General features: G+C 34.3%; 16 protein-coding genes. 5 read left to right on the top strand and 11 right to left on the bottom strand.

What is annotated here, in order from left to right; translation table 11 throughout:
- Window positions 1-128 precede the first annotated feature (128 nt).
- Window positions 129-503, top strand: a complete 375-nt coding sequence (locus DMB68_RS20140) for a DoxX family membrane protein (protein ID WP_110348437.1) — start codon at window positions 129-131, stop codon at window positions 501-503.
- Between the two features lie 59 nt (window positions 504-562).
- On the opposite strand, the gene DMB68_RS20135 is transcribed toward DMB68_RS20140, so the two are convergent.
- The 3 genes from DMB68_RS20135 to DMB68_RS20125 form a co-directional block, all read right to left on the bottom strand.
- Window positions 563-1,105, bottom strand: coding sequence for a lipocalin family protein (locus tag DMB68_RS20135; protein ID WP_110348436.1), 543 nt, complete (start codon window positions 1,103-1,105; stop codon window positions 563-565).
- Window positions 1,106-1,248: 143 nt separating this feature from the next.
- Window positions 1,249-2,652 (bottom strand): dihydrolipoyl dehydrogenase, encoded by a 1,404-nt coding sequence (gene lpdA / locus DMB68_RS20130; RefSeq protein WP_110348435.1) that lies wholly within the window; start codon window positions 2,650-2,652, stop codon window positions 1,249-1,251.
- Window positions 2,653-2,920: 268 nt separating this feature from the next.
- Window positions 2,921-3,379 carry an Lrp/AsnC family transcriptional regulator gene (locus DMB68_RS20125; protein WP_110348434.1) on the bottom strand — a complete coding sequence of 153 codons (459 nt, stop codon included), beginning with the start codon at window positions 3,377-3,379 and terminating at the stop codon, window positions 2,921-2,923.
- A 393-nt stretch (window positions 3,380-3,772) separates the two neighbouring features.
- Between DMB68_RS20125 and DMB68_RS20120 the strand changes: the two genes are divergently transcribed.
- On the top strand, window positions 3,773-4,975 hold the full coding sequence (locus DMB68_RS20120; RefSeq protein WP_110348433.1) for an aminotransferase class I/II-fold pyridoxal phosphate-dependent enzyme: 1,203 nt from the start codon (window positions 3,773-3,775) through the stop codon (window positions 4,973-4,975).
- Between the two features lie 196 nt (window positions 4,976-5,171).
- Here DMB68_RS20120 and DMB68_RS20115 read toward each other — a convergent pair whose 3' ends face one another.
- Window positions 5,172-6,263: a DUF695 domain-containing protein gene (locus DMB68_RS20115; RefSeq protein ID WP_110348432.1), complete on the bottom strand. Its 1,092-nt coding sequence runs from the start codon at window positions 6,261-6,263 to the stop codon at window positions 5,172-5,174.
- A gap of 140 nt (window positions 6,264-6,403) precedes the next feature.
- Window positions 6,404-8,338, bottom strand: a complete 1,935-nt coding sequence (locus DMB68_RS20110) for an amino acid permease (protein WP_110348431.1) — start codon at window positions 8,336-8,338, stop codon at window positions 6,404-6,406.
- 298 nt (window positions 8,339-8,636) lie between these two features.
- On the opposite strand from DMB68_RS20110, the gene DMB68_RS20105 reads away from it, so the two are divergent.
- Window positions 8,637-9,797 carry a Gfo/Idh/MocA family protein gene (locus DMB68_RS20105; RefSeq protein ID WP_110348430.1) on the top strand — a complete coding sequence of 387 codons (1,161 nt, stop codon included), beginning with the start codon at window positions 8,637-8,639 and terminating at the stop codon, window positions 9,795-9,797.
- Between the two features lie 240 nt (window positions 9,798-10,037).
- Here the strand turns inward: DMB68_RS20105 and DMB68_RS20100 are convergent, their stop codons facing one another.
- Window positions 10,038-12,944, bottom strand: coding sequence for an FAD-binding and (Fe-S)-binding domain-containing protein (locus DMB68_RS20100; protein WP_110348429.1), 2,907 nt, complete (start codon window positions 12,942-12,944; stop codon window positions 10,038-10,040).
- 318 nt (window positions 12,945-13,262) lie between these two features.
- Here DMB68_RS20100 and DMB68_RS20095 point away from each other — a divergent pair, with 318 nt between their 5' ends.
- Window positions 13,263-15,719 carry a TonB-dependent receptor gene (locus DMB68_RS20095; protein ID WP_110348428.1) on the top strand — a complete coding sequence of 819 codons (2,457 nt, stop codon included), beginning with the start codon at window positions 13,263-13,265 and terminating at the stop codon, window positions 15,717-15,719.
- A gap of 39 nt (window positions 15,720-15,758) precedes the next feature.
- On the opposite strand, the gene DMB68_RS23750 is transcribed toward DMB68_RS20095, so the two are convergent.
- The 5 genes from DMB68_RS23750 to DMB68_RS20075 form a co-directional block, all read right to left on the bottom strand.
- A complete protein-coding gene (locus DMB68_RS23750) occupies window positions 15,759-15,893 on the bottom strand; it encodes a hypothetical protein (RefSeq protein ID WP_262510118.1) in 135 nt (44 codons plus the stop codon).
- Window positions 15,894-15,979: 86 nt separating this feature from the next.
- Complete coding sequence (locus DMB68_RS20090) at window positions 15,980-16,249, bottom strand: hypothetical protein (protein ID WP_124019457.1); 270 nt, start codon at window positions 16,247-16,249, stop codon at window positions 15,980-15,982.
- 152 nt (window positions 16,250-16,401) lie between these two features.
- The gene (locus DMB68_RS20085) at window positions 16,402-16,776 is read right to left on the bottom strand and encodes a hypothetical protein (RefSeq protein WP_110348426.1); all 375 of its coding nucleotides are present in this window, start codon (window positions 16,774-16,776) and stop codon (window positions 16,402-16,404) included.
- Window positions 16,777-16,824: 48 nt separating this feature from the next.
- Window positions 16,825-18,603, bottom strand: a complete 1,779-nt coding sequence (locus DMB68_RS20080) for a DUF6119 family protein (protein ID WP_110348425.1) — start codon at window positions 18,601-18,603, stop codon at window positions 16,825-16,827.
- A gap of 203 nt (window positions 18,604-18,806) precedes the next feature.
- Complete coding sequence (locus DMB68_RS20075; RefSeq protein ID WP_110348424.1) at window positions 18,807-19,481, bottom strand: hypothetical protein; 675 nt, start codon at window positions 19,479-19,481, stop codon at window positions 18,807-18,809.
- A gap of 259 nt (window positions 19,482-19,740) precedes the next feature.
- Between DMB68_RS20075 and DMB68_RS20070 the strand changes: the two genes are divergently transcribed.
- The gene (locus DMB68_RS20070; RefSeq protein WP_110348423.1) at window positions 19,741-20,949 is read left to right on the top strand and encodes an anhydro-N-acetylmuramic acid kinase; all 1,209 of its coding nucleotides are present in this window, start codon (window positions 19,741-19,743) and stop codon (window positions 20,947-20,949) included.
- The last annotated feature ends 124 nt before the right edge of the window (window positions 20,950-21,073 follow it).

Here is a 21,073-nt window from a genome sequence, read left to right as displayed (position 1 = left end):
ACTTAGTTGATTACTAAATACTCCAATATAATAGCGTTTTATAATTAATTATTTGTTATAAACGTAAATTTTAGATTATAGATTTCAAGCACATAATTTATATTTTTTAACCCATTAAATCTAGTATTATGAAAATTGCTACTATTATTGTCCGTGTTTTAATTGGCCTTTTGCTTCTTTTCGCCTCCATCAGTTTTTTCTTTAAGCTCGCTCCTGAACCAGAAGTAACTGGTAACTTTAAAGCTTTTAATGTAGGCTTAGTTGCCTCAACTTATTTGCTTCCTCTGGCAAAATCTATCGAATTACTTTGTGGAATTGCTTTCATTTCGGGACGTTTTGTAACATTAGCCAATATTTTAATTTTACCTATTACAACAAATATTCTGTTTATCAATTATTTCCTTGCACCGGAAGGTCTGCCAATTGCAGGCTTGTTATTCTTAGCCAATTTATTTCTGATTTACAGATATTGGGACAATTATAAAAGTGTTTTTACCCCATGATTTGATTCACATTTGAAATACTAAACTCGACAGAATTAAAAATCTGTCGGGTTTATTTTTTAATTTGCTTTGTCATGTTTTACCCAAACAAGTTCTGAGGTATTATAACCGATTTCCTGTGCTTTTTTCAAATAAGCCATTTTAATGTTTTCAGGAATTGTAGTTTCTCTTGAAAGTATCCACATGTATTTTAAACTTTCTCCGGCGACCAAAGCATATTTATAATCCTGATCTACTGCAATTACATTATATCCTGAATAAAAAGGGCCAAAAAAGGAAACTTTCAACATCCCTATATTTTCTTTTTCGACAAATTTAGCTTTTCCAATACTTTGTTTCCACTTTCCTTTTTCAATCTCATACCCTTTGTTATCTACTTTTATAGTTCCGTTGTCATTCAGGGAATATTCAGCAGTTACGTTATTTAAGCCTTTTTCATATTTAAAATCCAGTCTGGCAATTTCATACCATTTTCCAAGGTATTTAGCTTTATCAAAATTATTGACAGCAGTTGCTTTTTCAGGAATGGTTGACCCGCATGAATAAAGCAAAAAAGCGATTCCCACCCCAAGCAGAATTGGAGCTATATATTTATTTTTCATGATGATATCTTTTAAAATTAATCAAAGGTAACATCCGAAAGGGAAAAATATTTTACAGAATTTTTTATGCTTATTACATATTGCAAAAGAAAAAACCGCCAAAATATAAATTTTGACGGTTTTAAAATATGCTTTAACGTAAATTATACGTGTATCGCTCTGTTTTCTGTAGCTGCCAATGCTGCTTCTTTTACCGCTTCCGCGAAAGTCGGGTGCGCATGGCTCATTCTTGAGATATCTTCCGCAGAAGCCTTGAATTCCATTGCAGTTACCGCTTCAGCAATTAAGTCTGCTGTACGCGCTCCAATCATGTGAACTCCTAAAACCTCATCTGTTTTTTCGTCAGCTAAGATTTTTACAAATCCGTCTAGGTCAGCACTTGCTCTTGCACGTCCTAACGCTTTGAATGGGAAACTTCCAGATTTATAAGCAATTCCAGCTGCTTTTAATTGCTCTTCAGTTTGTCCAACTGCAGCAACTTCCGGCCAGGTATACACTACACCAGGAATTAAGTTATAATCGATATGAGGTTTCTGACCTGCTAAGATTTCAGCAACCATAGTTCCTTCTTCTTCTGCTTTATGCGCTAACATTGCTCCACGAACAACATCACCAATTGCATAAATATTTGGAACACTTGTTTGCAAATGATCGTTTACTTCAACTTGTCCTCTGTCTGAAATTTTTACTCCGGCTTTGTCAGCGTTTAATCCATCTGTGTAAGGACGACGACCAACAGAAACTAATGAATAATCTCCTTCAAGAGTAATAGTTTCCCCTTTTGCATTTTCAGCCTGAACTGTTACAGCATCACCGTTTCTTTCAACTGATTTTACTTTGTGAGAAACGTAGAATTTCATTCCTTGTTTTTTCAATACTTTAGTCAATTCTTTAGAAAGTGAACCGTCCATTCCAGGAATGATTCTATCCATAAATTCTACTACAGAAACCTGAGCCCCTAAACGAAGGTAAACTTGTCCAAGCTCAATTCCGATAACTCCACCACCAATAATTACTAAGTGTTTTGGAACTTCTTTTAATTCTAAAGCTTCAGTAGAAGTAATAATTCTTTCTTTATCAATTTTGATAAATGGCAAAGAAGATGGTTTTGATCCTGTAGCAATTACAGTATATTTTGCTTCGATAGTTTCAGATGTTCCGTCAGCTTTTGCAACAGCGATATGAGTTGCGTCTACGAATGAACCCAAACCATTGAAAACAGTGATTTTATTTTTATCCATTAAGTAGTTGATTCCACCTACGGTTTGATCTACAACAGCTTGCTTACGAGCAATCATTTTCTCTAAATTGATTTTTACATCACCGGAAACTTCGATTCCGTGATCTGCAAAATGAGCAATTTCTGCGTAATGATGAGAAGATGATAATAATGCTTTTGAAGGAATACAACCTACATTAAGACAAGTTCCGCCTAATGAAGTATATTTTTCTACAATAGCAGTTTTGAAACCTAATTGTGCGCAACGAATTGCTGATACATATCCGCCAGGACCTGAACCTATAATGACTACGTCAAATGAACTCATAGTTTTTCTATTTTTTATTTTTAGCGATACAAAATTAAGGAATAAAGTTTTGTTTAAAGTTTAAAGCTTAAGGTTTTTTGTTATGATTTCCTTAATTATTAAAAAGAAAGTGATTCTTTTTTGATTTTTTGATTGATGAATTCGCTTGTTGTCTTTAAATATTTATTTTGTAAAGATTCACAGAGAGTTTTTGCAGAGATTCGCTAAGTTTTGTTTTGCTCATCTCTTTTTCTTTTGAAAAGCTAAAAATCTCATACAAGGAAATAATTCAAAAAGAAATTATAGTCGAATTCTTCACTTCGCTAATCATAAACATACTTTGTGTACTTCCGATATGCTGTAACGAAGTCAGTTTAGTTACCAAAAATTCACGATAAGCCTCCATGTCTTTTACCAACACTTTCAGAATGTAATCGTAATCGCCGCTTACATGATGGCATTCCAAGACTTCATTGAGTTTAATAACTTCACTTTCAAATTTAGTAAGGAATTCTTTGGTGTGCTGAATGAGTTTTAAATGACAGAAAACCACAAAACCTTTTTCGATTTTCGATTTATCTACTAAAGCTACGTAGTTTTTTATGATGCCTTCGCGCTCTAACTTTTTGATCCGTTCGTAAACTGCGGTAACCGAAAGATTGAGTTTTAATGATAATTCCTTGGTCGTTTTTTTACTGTCTGTTTGAAGTAAAACAAGCAGTTTTTTGTCTGTAGCGTCTAAAGTCATGGTTCCTGTTATAGTTTGTTGTTTTTGGTTTGTTGTTTAGATTGAAAGAAAATCTAATAAACTACAATCCTGCTATCAAATTTAGATTAAAAATCATTACAAATACATTTTAATAGATTTAAAATCTAACTAATCATTACATGCTTGATTAATTTTCTAATTACATTTTACTTTGAACAGAATTTCTTTTGAAAACGAGTGCCCTAGCCCTGATAGAAGCGGCATCCTTTTGTGGCGGGGTTCGCCACAAAAGATATAGCGGATAGCAGGAAATAGCTTCTGAACAATATAAAAAGTCAATTGCAATATCAATAACAAATTCAAAAATCAATTTCATAAAAACAATACTAACCTGAGGATAAGATTTGCTTCGCTCCTCACAATGCTAATAAAATGAAAAACTTTAACCCGGCTGACAATATTCAGGATTTACAATATTTTGGGGAATTCGGGGGTGTGAATCCGTCGATTTCTGATTCTTCAACTTATACTTTTCTTTCAGCAAAAACGATGTTTGATACTTTTGAAGGAAATATGGAAGGCTGTTATTTGTATTCGCGACATTCTTCTCCGAGCAATTTGTATCTGGATCAGGCTTTAGCAGCAATGGAAGGAACAGAAACAGCCAATGTTTCGGCTTCGGGGATGGGAGCGATTACACCTACCCTGCTACAACTTTGCTGCGCAGGTGATCATATTGTTTCGAGCCGGACTATTTATGGAGGTACTTATGCATTTTTGAAGAATTTTACGCCTCGTTTTGGGATTGAAACCTCGTTTGTTGATATTACCAAATTGGATATTGTAGAAAAAGCGATTACACCACAAACAAAACTTATATACTGTGAAACAGTTAGTAACCCATTACTGGAAGTTGCCGACATTACAGGACTGGCTCAAATTGCCAAAAAACACAATTTAAAACTGGTTGTGGATAATACTTTTTCTCCTTTATCAGTTTCTCCGGCAAAATTGGGTGCTGATATTGTGATTCATTCTTTGACGAAATACATTAACGGAAGCAGTGATACTGTGGGTGGTGTCACCTGTGCATCTAAGGAATTTATTAATTCGCTTAAAAATGTTAATTCCGGAGCGAGCATGCTTTTGGGGCCAACTATGGACAGTCTGCGTTCTGCGAGTGTGATGAAAAACCTTCGTACACTTCATATCCGAATCAAGCAACACAGCTGTAATGCTGCTTATCTGGCTAAAAAATTTGAAAATGATGGTTTAAAAACGGTTTATCCGGGATTAAAAAGTCATCCAAGTCATGAATTGTATAAAACAATGATAAATCCGGAATATGGTTTTGGGGGAATGATGACTATTGATGTTGGAAGTTTAGCAAAAGCCAATGAATTGATGGAATTGATGCAGACCAGAAACTTAGGTTATCTGGCGGTAAGTTTGGGTTTTTATAAAACGTTGTTCAGCGCACCGGGAACATCGACTTCTAGCGAAATTCCGTTAGAGGAACAGGCTGAAATGGGATTGACGGATGGGTTGATTCGGTTTTCTATTGGTTTGGATAATAATATTGAGCGCACTTATGAGATGATGAAGGCTTGTATGGTAGAGCTTGGGATTTTGTAAAAATTATTTCACAGAGATTCACGGAGGGTTTTCACAGAGAATCGCTAAGTTTTTTTTTACGCAGATTTTAAAAGATTTAAGCAGATTTCTTAATCTGTTTTTATAAAAAATCTATTAAATCTGCCTTAAACTGCAGAATCTGCTTGAAAAAAAAAATAAGAAGCCGTTCTGATTAATCGCAGAACGGCTTCTTATTTTAATTATGTTCAAGATGTTTGAAGGACTGCCAATATTTATCTTTATATATTTCGTAACTTACCTCAAACTGATTATACTTCTTAATAATTTCGTTTAAAACTTTCGGTGGTTTTCTAAATTCTTTACAAGCAAAATGAATTTCTCGTTTACCCGAACTTGTTTCTCTGCCCACATTTAAATAACCATCCAAATCTTTAAGCTCAAACATTATTTCATCTTCAATCTCATTCAATAATTGATAAGTTTCATTATCAGGAATTCCGTTATTATTACTCCCGTCAAATGGAATTTCTATACTTACAACCCAGGGATGGGAAGCTTTTTTATCCCAGTGTATAAGATCGCTATTAACTATGGCTAAAACAACTTCCCCGTCTTTTGTTTTTGCTTCCAGACTTGAATAATTGTCATTTTCAGTATCATGCCTTACACCTTCATATTTTTCTACGAATTCTTTTTCTCTCCAGATTAAATAATCTTTTAATTTTTCAATAGGAATTAATTCCTCTGAAATATCATTTTCACTAACAACCTTTAAACTATCTATTAAAGTAATGGAATGTAATTCTCCTAAAAAATTATCCAGAAAGATATAAATACCATTAGTTTGCATTGCCTTTTCATCTTCAATAAAATCGTCATAGACAATTGTTAAATCAATTTCATCTGGATAATCTTTATGTAAATTAGGATAAAACTTTAAATTATCACTATTGAATTCAAAGTCTCCCATGCTAATACTAACATCATTAATATCAGATGAGGGCTTAAGAGCAGTAAATTTCCAACCTTTAATTTCAGGAGCCGCAGCTACTAGTTCCTCTACTAAAAAAACATTTCTAATTGCACCATCAGGGGTTAAAATTAACTCTGCAGTATGTTCATCAAACATTCCTGCCAAAAAGTAAATTTCATCATGAATTTCGTCCAATTTTGGACTTAATTTTTTAAAGAAATCCTGATCTATATTGATGCCATTTTGAACAACTTTGAAAAACTCTTTTTCATGTTTTAAAAACCAGTTCCAGAAATCATTGTATGAATTTATTAGAGATTCTTTTTTACCCAACATTTTGCTAAGAAAACTCATGTATTAAAATTTAAATTTACTAAAAACAAACCTAAGAAAAAGCTTTAAAAAATGAGATGCTTTTTATAAAATACTTTAATAAAAAAGCCGTTCTGACCAATCTCAAAACGGCTTTTCATTTATAATTCATAACCCTAAACTTATACCTTTTCTACAAAGTTCAGTTTACTGTTTTTTCGGCTATAGCCAAAGTAAATCAACAATCCGATTAATAACCAGATGGTAAAGTAAATCCAGTTCCAGACACTTAATTCAGCCATCATGTAAAGACAGCAGATTAAGCCTAATAGCGGAATCAACGAAAGATTTCTCCTGAAAGCCCAAACTGCTAATCCTACCAAAACGAATAGGAAAATCCACATTGGGATTTTGTGTTTGAACAAACTAAATCCTGATTCGTATTTCAGAGAGTTCCTGATCGGTAATTCTTTTACAACCTGAGCATATTGTGCATCGTCGTCCTGATATTGTCCCAATAAATGTTCTAAATCTGAAGTTTCTGCCGTTTTATTTTTAACATCTATGGCTTTTAAATAATCGAAAACTTTAACCGATTCTTCTTTGTCCAAAGAAGTCACAATAGAAGTTGCATCGTATATCTGTGCATCATTATTAATAAAAGACATTGTGGCTTTGGTATTGAAAGCAAAAGCATAATACAATCCTGCAATAATTAAAACAGGTAAAATATATTTAGAATTTACGTATGGGGTTTTGAATTTTCCTCTTGGAATCTCAGGTTTATTCTGCAACACTAAAACTCCGGCACAAACCAGAACAAAGGCAAATAAAGTTCCGATGCTGCATAAATCAGTTACCATTGTAAGATTTAGAAATAAAGCCGGAACCGCTACTACAAATCCGGTTACAATGGTTGCAAATGATGGTGTTTTGAATCGTGGATGCACTGTAGAAAATTTCTTTGGCAACAAACCATCACGGCTCATACTCATCCAGATACGAGGCTGTCCCATCTGGAAAACCAATAAAACGCTTGCCATAGCCACAACTGCACTTACTGCAATAATTCCGGACATCCATTTTAAGTCTAATTTTTCGAAAACAAATGCTAACGGATCACCAACATTCAATTCGTTGTAACGCACCATACCCGTTAAAACTAAAGCAATTGCAATATATAAAATGGTACAGATAATAATGGCCCACATCATTCCGCGTGGTAAATCCCTTTGCGGATTTTTACATTCTTCGGCCGTTGTAGAGATTGCATCAAAACCAATATAAGCAAAGAAAACTGCCGAAACTCCTTTTAGAACACCACTTGCTCCATTTGGTGCAAACGGATCCCAATTCGCAGTATCTACATAAAAAGCGCCAACTGCAATTACTAAAAGTACAATACAAAGTTTCACTACAACCATTAAATTACTGGCATTACGTGATTCTTTCATTCCACGGTAAACCAAAGCTGTAATTAAAACGATTATGAACAATGCCGGTAAATCTGCTACAAAATGGAAAGAACCAATTTGAGGTGCCGTTTTCCAGGCTGTATAAGCAGTTTGTAATCCTGCATCTAAATTTTCAAAAGTTTTTCCTCCCTGCATTAAAGCCATTGCGTCTTTATAACCGTTTGAAGCAGTTAAATAATCCATCTGAATCCATTGCGGCAAACGAATGCCACCACTCTGGAGCAATCCCGTAAAATAATCACTCCACGATATTGCAACAGTTATATTTCCTACGGCATATTCCATAATTAAAGCCCAGCCGATAATCCAAGCAATTAATTCACCGAAAGCAACGTATGAATAAGTATAAGCACTTCCGGAAACGGGAACCATTGAGGCAAATTCGGCATAGGCAAAGGCAGCAAAACTACAGGCTAAAGCTGTAAAAAGAAACAGAAAGATAACAGCTGGCCCTCCATCGGCACTGGCTTTTCCAATGGTACTGAAAATCCCTGCCCCAACAATAGCTGCAATTCCAAATGCTGTTAAATCCCTCGTGGTTAAATGTTTTCCTAATGCATTATGACCATCCGTTTCATTTTGTGCAACCTGCTTCAGAATATCCTGTACTGTTTTTTTTCGAAATAAACCTGATAATGCCATACGTGATTTCGCGTTTATAAATTAATATATTTCAGACTTTACTCTTTTATTTTGCAAATAATGCAAAAATTATCTTTATTTCAAATTTATAAAACGTTTTTTATTTTGTGTCGTTTTATTGTTCCCAATTCACAAATTATTTTCCTTTGATAGAATATTCAAAATCATCTTTTAAACATTGCTTTTTTGACTTTTTATTTCCTAATCAATTAACAAATAACCTAAAAAATCTTCAGATGTAACATTTCTCAAAATTAGTTTACTAATAAATTGATCCTTAATTTTAAAATAAACTATAATGGGAAAAATTTCAAGACGGTCATTTGTGAATAAATTTGGAGTTGGAGTTGGTGCTTCAGTAGTTATGACAACGCTTCCATCCTTTTTAGCTGAACCTGCAGAAAATAAAAAATCATATACCGGGAAAAAATTAAATATTGCCCTCTGTGGTCTTGGAAACTACGCTTCATTACTGGCTGAAGGTCTTCAGGTTTCAGAATATTGTCAGCTTACAGGAATTGTTACAGGAACACCTTCTAAAGCTGAAAAATGGAAAAAGAAATATAATATCGCTGAAAAAAACATTTACAACTACGAAAACTTCGATTCAATCGTAAAAAACAAAGATATTGACTTAGTGTATGTTGTAACTCCAAATGCACTTCACAAAGAGTTTACCGTTCGCGCCGCAAAAGCAGGAAAACATGTTATTGTCGAAAAACCAATGGCAATTACTATTGAAGATTGTGAAGAAATGATTAAAGTCTGCAACGAAAACAATGTACAATTAGCAATGGGATATCGCCTGCATTACGAACCTAATCATTTAGAAATAAAACGACTGGGACAGGAAAAGGTTTTAGGACAGGTTCGTTATATTGAGGCTTCTTTAGGATATAGTACATATGATATTCATGATGTTACTAAACCTGTTGATTTAAACGCACGAAACGAATGGAGACTTACGAAAAAATGGGCTGGCGGCGGTTGCCTAATCAATTTAGGAATTTACTGCATACAAGTTTCCCGTTATGTTTTAGGAGAGGAACCAATTGCTGTAACAGCGCAATTTGGAACTGTGAACGATAAAAATAGATTTGCACAAGTGGAAGAAAATATCACATGGCAAATGCAATTTCCGAGTGGTGCCGTTGCAAATTGTAGCAGTTCTTGCGGTTTTGGTATCGATAGATTTCACGCTGCTGCGGATGAAGGTTTCTTCGAAATGAGTCCTGCTGTGAGTTATGGTCCTTTTATAGGTAAAAGATCTGATGGTAAAGCATTTAATTTTCCGGTTATAAACCAACAGCAAACCCAAATGGATGAAATCTGTAAAGTTATTTTAGCAAACAAAAAACTTCCCAATCATATTACGGGCGAAGAAGGAATTAAAGATGTAAAAATCATCAACGCCATCTATAAAGCTGCTGAAACGGGTAAAAAAGTAAGCTTGAAATAATTTTTCTGACACAACCCGATTGATAGCGAATAGGCAAAGTAATTCACGAATTATGTTTTCTAAATCTGTGGGGGATATTTTTTCTCGCAGATTTAGCAGATATAGCGGATTTCCTAACTAATTAAAATTTTATGCAGATTTTTTGAATTAAATCTGCTCAATCTGCCAAATCTGCGAGAATATTATTTTTTATTTTTAGCCTAATCGGGGGCTAACTTTTTACATTTTACAACAAACATTTCACTTCAGACAGCTTCTCAAAATACTAACCGGATGCTGGGCTTCTCTACTCGTACCATCATAAATCTGATGGCGGCAGCTTGTTCCTGCAGCTGCGATTTTTACATTCTCAGCAGTATTACGAACTTTAGGAAACAATGTATCTTCTCCCATTTGCATACTCACATTATAATGTTCTTTTTCATAACCAAAAGAGCCCGCCATTCCGCAACAGCCTGAATTATAAATTGTAACCGTATTGTTTTTTGGAAGATTCAGCATCGCAAAAGTCGCTTCAACAGAACTTAATGATTTTTGATGGCAATGCCCATGAATTTTGATTTCTTTAGTTTCTTCAGAAAAGGATTCTGGTGTGATTTTACCATCAATGATTTCTTTTTTAAAGAATTCTTCTATCGTAAAAGTATTTCCGGATAATTTCTCAGCAGCTTCTTTATCATCTGCCAAACGAAGATACTCGTCTCTAAAAGTCAAAATGGCTGAAGGTTCTATTCCCACCAAAGGCGCATTTCCTAAAACCAGATCTTTAAATACATTTACATTGTGATTGGCAATTTTCTTGGCTTCTTCCAGAAATCCTTTTGACAAATAGGCTCTTCCACTTTCTTCATGATCTATAACTAAAACCTGATACCCTAGTTTTGTTAATAATTCGAAGGCATCAATTCCGATATTCACATCGTAATAATTCGTGAATTCGTCTACAAACAAATACAATCTTCCGTTTGGAAAATCCGTAGTTGAGGGTTTATGGTTCTGAAACCATTTTCTAAAAGTCTTTTTCGCTAATAACGGAACCTGCCTTTCAGGCGCAATTCCCATTGTTTTTTTCACTAAAGACTGATTCGAAATAAAATTCGTAATCGATGGGAATATGCTTCCCATTTTATTTAGTTTGGCATTGTTGGCAAAAATTTTATTTCGGGTAGAGAATCCGTTTGCTTTTTGATATTGGTATAAAAATTCGGCTTTTAAAGTAGCTACGTCCACATTACTCGGACATTCGCTGGCACAGGCTTTACAGCTTACACACAACTCAAAAACTTCGTATAATTCTTTCTGGTCGAATTTATTTTCTTTTTCAGAATACGTCAGATATTCGCGTAAAGCATTTGCTCTGGCACGAGTGGTTTCTTTTTCATTTCGGGTGGCACGATAACTCGGACACATTGCTCCACCTGCCGATGGTAATTTTCTGCAATCACCGGAACCGTTACATTTTTCAGCTGCACGCAAAATCCCCAAACTGTCTGAGAAATCCTGGAACGTTTTAATATCCGGTTCAACTCTTCCGGAAATTACACGATGATTTTCGTCCATTTTCCCAGCGTTGACAATCTTCCCGATATTCAAAACCGAATTCGGATCGAATGCTAATTTGATTCTTTTTAGTAATTCGTAATTCTTTTCACCAATCATAAAAGGAATAAACTCTCCACGTACAATTCCGTCTCCGTGTTCACCACTTAAAGAACCCCTGTATTTTTTTACCAAATGCGCTACTTCAGTTGCAATGGTTCTGAATAATTTTAAATCCTCAGTCTTTTTCAAATTCAAAACCGGACGAAGATGCAGCTCTCCCGCGCCCGCATGCGCATAATAAATCGCTTCCTGACCGTGGCTTAACATCATTGCTGAAAATTCTGCAATATACGCTGGTAAATCGCTCAATTCCACAGCAGTATCCTCAATAGAATCTGCCGCTTTATTGTCACCTACAATACTTCCTAAAAGTCCCAGACCGGCTTTTCTCAGTTCGTTGGCTTTATCAATATCAGCTCCGTAAATCTTTACACTTGCATAACCAAAATTATTTTTTTCTAAATCTGCTATTAAAGCATTTGCCTGATTTTCTGCATCTTCTAAAGTATGCGCTGCAACCTCAAACAACATAATTGCTTTGGGTTCTCCTTGCAAAAAGAACCTGTTTTTTACGTGTTCCCGATTCGTTTTGGTACAATCTAAAATCGTATCGTCAATCATTTCGCAGGTGTACAAATGATGCTTCATTGCGACCACAACAGACTCTAAAGATTCCTGAATCGTATGATAATGTCCAACCACCATAATACTGTGCGCAGGCGGAAGATCATCTACTTTCAGTGTCACTTCAGTTGTAAACGCCAAAGTGCCTTCGCTTCCGCAAAGTAGTTTCCCGAGGTTGATTGTTGGTTCTGTTCCGCCAAACAATTCCGATTTTAGCAGAATATCAACCGCATAACCGGTGTTTCTACGATGAATTTCAGGCTTCGGAAACTCTTTTACAATTTCTTCCTGAGCGGCTGTAATCGAAAGCTCATCGTAAATCGTTTTGTATATTTTATTTTCTAAAGTATCGCCTTTTGTTTTTTCTATAAATTCATCCGAAGTCAGGTCTTTAAAAACCACTTCAGAACCGTCGCTCAAAATCGCTTTTACTTCCGCAATTTTATCACGCGTTACACCATACCGAATCGAAGTCGTCCCGGAAGAATTATTTCCCACCATCCCACCAATCATAGCACGATTTGAGGTTGATGTAATCGGGGCAAAAAATACACCGTGAGGTTTTAGGAATAAATTCAGCTCGTCGCGAATTACACCGGGCTGAACCGTAACAGTTTTCTTTTCGGCATCAAACGAAATAATTTTAGTAAAATGTTTCGAAACATCAATTACCAATCCATCTCCAACCGCCTGTCCAGCCAGCGAGGTTCCCGCAGTTCTTGGCGTAACAGACATATTATGTTCAGCTGCAAACTTGATTAGTTTGGCAATATCAACAGTCGTTTTCGGTATTGCCACTGCATTGGGTTTAATTCGATACACCGAAGCATCTGTTGAATAAAGCGTTTTATGAAGATCATCGTATAAAAGTGTTCCTTCTAATGATGCAGACAGTTGTTCTAACTCCTTAATTATTGACATTCTGATTTGAATTTATAACTTAAAACGGATGTGTTTTTGGGGTACAAAAATACTCTTATTTCCTTTGTTTTTATTCTAAATTAAGAAAATTAGGTACTGATTTTTCAATGTTTATGCCATAATACTGCGAACTTCTACTGTATTTAGGCTTTCAGTATGTTTAATAAGTGTGTTTTTTGCATTTATTATTAATTGGTAGTGTAAAAATGTCTAAATCAATTCCGGAAACACTAAGTTTATTTAGAATAATTAAAAATAATTTGGATAAAAAGATATTTGCCATTATTTTTGCGTCATAAAAAATTAACCCAACCAAAGATGAAAATAAATACCATCAAAAAATTGTTATTCAGTTTACTGATTTTAAGTTCACTCAGCATGATAAGTCAGGAACTTGGAAAAATAAGCGGAAAAGTGTCTTTAAGTGGAAATCTTCCTGCTGAAAACATTTCAATCAAACTTAAAGGAACAAAATACACTGCTGTTACTAATGCAAACGGACAGTATGAGATCAAAAATGTTAAACAGGGAAGCTACACTATTAGCATTAATTCAGTCGGAATTAAATCGGTAGAAGAAAAAATCGAGGTTTTAGCAAATCAGACGACTACAAAAAACTTCGCACTTTCTGAAAGTCAGGAAGATCTTGATGAAGTTATTATTACAAAAAACAAATACAAACAGGACAAACCGTCTTTATCTTTACGCCTTCAGACTCCGGTATTAGAAATCCCTCAGAATATTCAGATTGTTAGTTCTCAAACATTAAAAGATCAGCAAATTACCAGTATGAGCGACGGAGTTATTCGTAACGTGAGTGGAGCTGTTCGTTTAGAGCACTGGGGCGATATGTATACTAATATCTCCATGCGTGGATCACAAATTCAGGCATTTAGGAATGGCTTTAACGTAGTATCTTCTTTCTGGGGACCACTTACAGAAGACATGAGTTTTGTCGATCATATCGAATTTGTAAAAGGTCCTGCCGGATTTATGTTATCTAGTGGAGACCCAAGTGGACTTTACAATGTAGTTACCAAAAAACCAACCGGAATTACTAAAGGTGAAGCTAGCGTTTTAGCAGGAAGTTTCGATTTTTATCGTGCCAGTATTGACTTAGACGGAAAATTTGATAAAGCCGGAAAATTCCTTTACCGTTTTAATGGTGCCTTTCAAAAAAAGGGATCTCACAGACCTTATGAACATAATGACCGCTACGTAATAGCACCGGTTATTTCTTATCAATTGAGCGATAAAACAAAAGTAACAGTAGAATATAACGGACAGTTTGCTAATACAAGTGAAGTAGGTTCATATTATGTTTTTAGTTCAGCAAATGAAGGCTATGCTACTACACCTGTTGATTTTACTATGACTCAGCCAGGTTTACCTGATACAAAAATTAATGACCACAGTGGTTTTTTAATGTTTGAACATAAATTTGATGATAATTGGAAATTAACAGCCCAGACTTCCTATTTTAAATATTTAATGGATGGTTACAGCTCCTGGCCAGGAGCGGTTGGTCCTGTAAGTATTGACACTGACGCAAATGGTTCTTTAGATACTGAAGTTTTGTCTCAGGGAGAAATTATCAGAAGTGTTAGTATTTGGGATGCAGAAAGCGATATGTTTTTAGGTCAGATTTTCCTGAATGGAAAATTCAATACAGGCCCTGTAAGTCACAAACTTTTAGGAGGTATGGATTTAGGGAGAAAAGATTATATGGCCGATTGGGGACAAACTCACGCATTAGATACTTTAGAAGATCCTTTTAATGTTTTAAATCCTGATTATGGAACACCGGCAAACGGGCTGCCAAATTTTGATGAAAGTACACCTTTAAGCCAAAGGGCAGCTGGATTATATGGTCAGCAATTTGCAGCCGGATATGTTCAGGATGAATTAGGCTTCTTTGAAAATAAATTAAGACTTACTTTAGCAGCACGTTACACCTGGATTAAACAAACCAGCAGTTATAGTGATCCGGCTGCAGACAGCCACATTACGCCTCGTATAGGATTAAGCTGGTCAGTAACACCTTCTTTGGCTGTTTATGGAGTGTACGATCAGGCATTCACACCACAGTCCGGAAGAGTGAGACCTACAGAAAACATAAAACCACTTACAGGTACAAACCGTGAGATAGGTATTAAAAAAGATTGGTTTAACGGTACCTGGAGCACCACCCTTTCTGCATATAGTATCATTAAACAAAATGAACTTACTACAGATCCTGTTCAACCAGGACCTGACGACGATTTTTATGTACCGGGAGTTGTTTACAGTACAACATTAGGAGAAAAAACAGCTGAAGGTTTTGAGGTTGACTTAAGAGGTAAAATAGTTGATGGTCTAAACATAATTGCTAATTATGCCTTTACGGAATCAAAAGTAACAGAAGCTAATGTCAGCACTTTTACTGAAGGTGATATAGTTCCGGGATATTCTAAACACGTAGCAAATGCATGGCTAAACTATACTGTTCCTACCGGAATATTAAAAGGTTTAGGTGCATCTATTGGAGGAACATATCTTGCAGGACGTCAAACTGATACCTGGAGCGAAGGATTAGAAAAATTACCTAATTATTTTAAATTAGATGGCGGATTGTCGTATGAAAAAAGCAAATTCAAAGTAACGGCTAATGTCTTTAATATCTTAGATGAATATTTGTATAGCGGTTCCTTCTACCAATGGGTTAGTAATGGAGTCTATTACTGGCAAACCGAGCCACCAAGAAACTTTAGAGTAGGTGTAACATATAAATTCTAAAAGCAATTCTGTTTTATCATAAAAAACCGCCTCAAAGTGCTATTTGAGGCGGTTTTTGTGTTTAATAAGTTTGTTATGAACAGGAGCTGATTCCTGCTGTACGCTGTATCTTTTATGCCGAACCCCGGCACAAAAGGATGCCGCTGCCATCAGGGCTAGGGCTCTAGGTTTCATAAGAAGGTTATTGGGAAAATTAATTTACAAGAAATAGTTACCCAACAATGCCTCATGCAATATTTACAATATCTACTTACTGCACTTTACTTTGATTTGTTGACCGTGTAAATTCCGCCCGCAAGTAAAATGACGGCCACTCCTAAATAAAGGTATCCCTGTTCTTTACCGGATTCGTTGGATGCGTCAATTTTTAGTCCTAATAAATTAATTTCTTTTGTATTATCAGCTATTTTGTTGATACCTACATACCCGACACCGAGACTAATAACGATCAGAATTATTCCTATTATTTTTGATGAATTCATGTTTTTTGAATTTAATTGTTTCTCTAATTTAAGAAAAATATTTTTCAATCAGATGATAATAGTCTTTTTTATCCTAATTGATACAACGATAGTGCGAATTTGTAATTCGTCCCCGCAAAGTATATTTTTTTGCTTTTCTTATGTTCAGTCGTGGTGGGCACGGATTAAAAATTCGCGCTATCGGATTGAAATCGGTTAAATTATAACAAGTCTGAAACTGAAATATTACATAAATTCTCTTCAGACTTTAAAAGTAAATTATCTATGTTGTCTTCAACAAAACTAAAATCTTTTTGATCAACTAATATCTTCATCCATTTTGGATTTGAAATTGAAAAACCATCGTCATAAATAGCAAGATTTATGAAATTCCAAATATTTGAATTCACACCATTTATTTCAAAATTCGGCTGAATTATAATGGCTTTCATTATGTCATTTTCTACCCAATCAATTCTTCTTTCTTCAAATGTTCTTAATGATTTTGGATAACTAGGTCTATCTTTAGTTAATCTCCCATTAAGCTTATTTGCTAAATCAGAAAGTTTTGAATCTATATTTTTGAATTTGCTCATTTTTTTATTAAAGATTTATCGAATACTTTTCGCTATGATAAACAAGGATTATGAATGTTCAATTTGAGTAAAAAGTAATTCGAAATAGTTGGATCTCATTTCGCTTGATGTTTGAATTACCGAGAATTTCGCAATACTTGATTTGACTTTTCCAATTTGATCTTCAATTGCATTATTCGAATTACTATTAGAGAAAGCCATTACATATTTTATATTTTTTTGAAATAGTTCTAAAAAATTTTCAACTGAATCAATAGAATTACCTTGCTTCTTTTTGATTAATGAATTAAAACAGTTCTTTAAGTAAGTTTTGTCTGTACTCGATCTTGATTCTTCAACTCTTCTCGCTGAAAGGATTATTTGATTGTATAACTCACGCATAGACGAGTCAAAACCTCGTTTAACGTGAATTAAATATACGTTTTGTGCATCATATTTTATTATATCGCACAACTCAATTCCGCTAATAGCAATTGTATCAAATACTAGATAATTTTTTAAGTCCTTGTAAAGCAAATTATATTTTTTTTCTGTATTCTCTTTCTTTAAATTCCATATTTTGGTTAACAATGAATTTGGTGCTTTAAAATTTTTGAGAATTCTTTCGCAAGTTCTATTCAAATCTTTCAGAAAAGAATCTTGTAAAAAATACCAATTATTATCTAGTAAAAATATTGGTCTTTGATTAATTTCGAGTTCGGTATTAAAATGATGAAGAAACATTCCAGAAGTTAAGTTTTTTCTCACTCCGTTTTTATAACTTCTAACTCTGACACCGAATAGAAAATACTTAAATTCGTCAATTGCCATATTAGCTCCAAATCGATTTACTGCTCTCGATAATACTTGAAAATAAATTCTATTCCGGTCATTTATTTTTGCAAATAAATTTTGTTTTTTATCATCGTCTAATTCTAATAATTCAAAATAATCTGCTTCATAAAACTCTTCAAGTTTTGAAGGGTGACAGAATTCAAAGTGGAATTTATTTATAGGATTAATGGTAGCTTGTAAGGTATTATTGACATCATTAAAGATTGTAGTGACTAAGGTTTCTGTAAATGTATTTTCAATCAGGTTATAATCATTTATTTTTTCATAAGTAGTTAAATAATCTTTTCTTTCAAGTTCTTCAATAAATTTCAACTCTTTAACAACTTCTATTAAATCAACATATTCTATTACTTTTCGAAACTTTATAGAACTTGATACATGAATCTGAACATTTCCGGTATCTTTCTTTAATGAACTGAAATAATCGTTTATATCGTTGTGTAATTTGACACTTATTTCAGTTGGAACTGTTCCAAATTTTATATGGTCAATTAATTTAAAATTGTTTTTGTAATAATTGGAATTGACAGCTATCTTACCAGTAATATTTCTTGTCCGAATGCTAAGAAGTTCATCATTCTCCGGATCCAATATCCTTGAGTAAATATTTATTCCAAAATCTTCTTCAATGTATGGCTGAATATATCTAAACGCACTTCCTCCAATAATGCAATAAAGTTGTTTTTGAAATTCCACGAAAAAAATCAAAGATACTTTCTGCTGATTAAAATCCGCATCCTTTGTAAAATTTGAGGGAAAAAAATTAATCCATTCTGATTCGACATCTTGCGTTTTATAAATGTAAAGAAAAAACCACAAATCGTTTTCGTCATCTCTTTCGATGCGATAATCTGTTTCTCTAAGTTGAAATTTCGGGTCAGATTTTAATCTTGATACTTTTACAATTGCTTTGCATATCTCTTCAGAATTTGCATATGTTTTCAACAATCTTTTGGATTTGTCTATTTTATAAATTTTCGGATTTACTTTCATGTTGATTATAATTACAAAAACACTTTGATAATCAGTATTATTTTAGACTAAATTAAGTACATAATTTGGATTTACTACATCGTCCCAAATACAAAACCAACTTCCATTAAGTCAATGTCCAAATCTGTTTTAGTGCTGTGTGGCGACAGTAATTTTATTTTATCCTCTGCACAAATTCTACATTTTGAACTTAATTTCTAATTTTAAAATTCTTTTAAATCATCTAACGTTGAATCGATCAATGCTGGGATTTTGCCATTCTGAATTTCAGTGTAGTTTATTTCTTGTCCGTTATAAAGGTCCACAGCAATACAATAATTAGGATTAACAAAAAAATCATCTGAATAATGGTTATCTAAATAACGATAAAGCACATCTACAAACATTCCTAATTCATTTTTAGTGAAGCCTTTTAGTTGAGACACAAACCAAATTCCTCCAATTTCCTCGCTATTATTATTTGAAAATGAAAAAATATGACATGGTTTTGCTTCAATTGGAAATCCTTTAATATTAAGTATTGCATGGTCCTTTCGTTGCGTAAGAAAAGTCAAATCAACATTTGGTTTTAAATGTTGAAAATCATAATCCCTAAAATTACTTACAATATCTAAATTTCTTTGAAATTGATCTTTTATTCTTCCATCTTCTTCAACTCTAATCTTATCTTGCAATAGACTAATTTTTTCTTCTAACAATTCTACATTGTCATACTTAAAAGTATTTCTAATTGCACTCAAACAGCTAATCCAATAATCTCCTCCAGAATCATCAGCAGACTTTATTTTCTCCTTTTTAAGATTATTTACAAAAGTTATTTTTGTCTGATCATTCTTTCCTCTAAATTTTATCAGATTTTTTACCGTTATTTTTTCCATGGCTATACAAAGGTTAAGATTAGTAGTAAGTGTTAGATAATGAAACAAATATCAGCACTCAATAATAATCTTTTTTACGGAAAACCATATTTCACTAAAATTCATTACAAACAAGTGTAACAATAAATAATAGAAAAAGAGCAAGTACATATACCCGTTTTTCCCTACCCAAAAAAATCCCCAACTTTGCCTAAATTTATCCCCAAATAAATCTCATTTTAGCATTACCAAAACAACACTTCCTTAAAACATTATTTTAATGAATAAAAACATAAGTTCTCTTTATAAAATCGCTCAAAAAGAGACCCGAAAAATAATAGGTTTAATGTCCGGAACTTCGCTTGACGGGCTTGATATTGCGCTTTGTGCTATTTCTGGAGCGGGCGAAAATACGGCTGTAAAAATTCTGGAATTCGAAACCATCAATTATACCGAAGACATTAAAACCGAAATCCGTAAAGTGTTTGCACAGAAAACAATCGATTTTCAGCATTTGGGTTTACTAAACGAATGGATTGGTCTTTTGCACGCCGGAATGGTCAACGATTGTCTTAAAAAATGGAATATTCCCGCACACGAAGTTGACTTAATCGCCTCGCACGGTCAAACGGTTTTGCACGCTCCAAAGTTTTTGCATCAGCAGGAAAAATTCCCAAATGCGACTTTGCAAATTGGTGATGGCGATCATATTGCTGTAAAAACCGGAATTATAACTTTATCCGATTTCAGGCAAAAACACGTTGCTGCGGGTGGCGAAGGCGCACCTTTGGCGGTTTATGGCGATTATTTATTATTCAGCAAAAAAGGTGAAAACCGCATCATGCTCAACATGGGCGGAATCGCGAATTTCACGTATTTGCCTGCTTCCCTAAACGCCGAGGAAGTTTTCGTTACCGATACCGGAACAGCCAATACCTTAATCGACATTTTCACCAAACAGTATTTCCCTGAAAAAAGTTACGATAAAGATGCCGAAATCGCCCAAAGCGGAACCGTAAATCAAACCCTTTTGTCGGAACTAAAAAACGATGCTTTCTTCCGGAAAAGCTTTCCAAAAACCATCGGTCAGGAATTGTTCAATAAAGGATTTGTTGATTCGGCACTTTCAAAAACCAATCTCGAAAACATTTCGGCACCAGATTTGCTGGCTACTTTAACACGACTGAGCGCAGAAACAATTGCCGAAGCAATTCAGTTTGTGGTTAAAAACACTGGAGCACCAATTACGGATTTTAAAGTATATATATCAGGAGGCGGTACAAACAATCCGTTATTGGTCAAATGGCTAAAAGAATTATTGCCTTGCGAATTTCAAAAAAGCGATGATCTGGGCATTTTAAGCGATGCCAAAGAAGCGGTTTTATTTGCGGTTTTAGCCAATGAAACGGTTGCGGGCGGAGATTATAATTTTGGTACAAACAAAGGAATTCCTTCTGTAACGATGGGTAAAATTTCGTTTCCGAATTAAAATTAACCTTGGATTATTATTTTGGAATGTTCTCAAAAAAGCAAAATGTTTCTCTTTAGCCCCGATTGAAGTAGAAATCCTTTTGTGCCGGGGTTCGGCACAAAAGATTACTTCACTTAATTTT

The sequence above is a fragment of the Flavobacterium hydrophilum genome (genome assembly GCF_003202405.1).
Taxonomy (GTDB): domain Bacteria; phylum Bacteroidota; class Bacteroidia; order Flavobacteriales; family Flavobacteriaceae; genus Flavobacterium; species Flavobacterium hydrophilum.
Note: the sequence above shows the minus strand (reverse complement) of the source record. Positions and strands in the feature narration are given on the sequence as shown.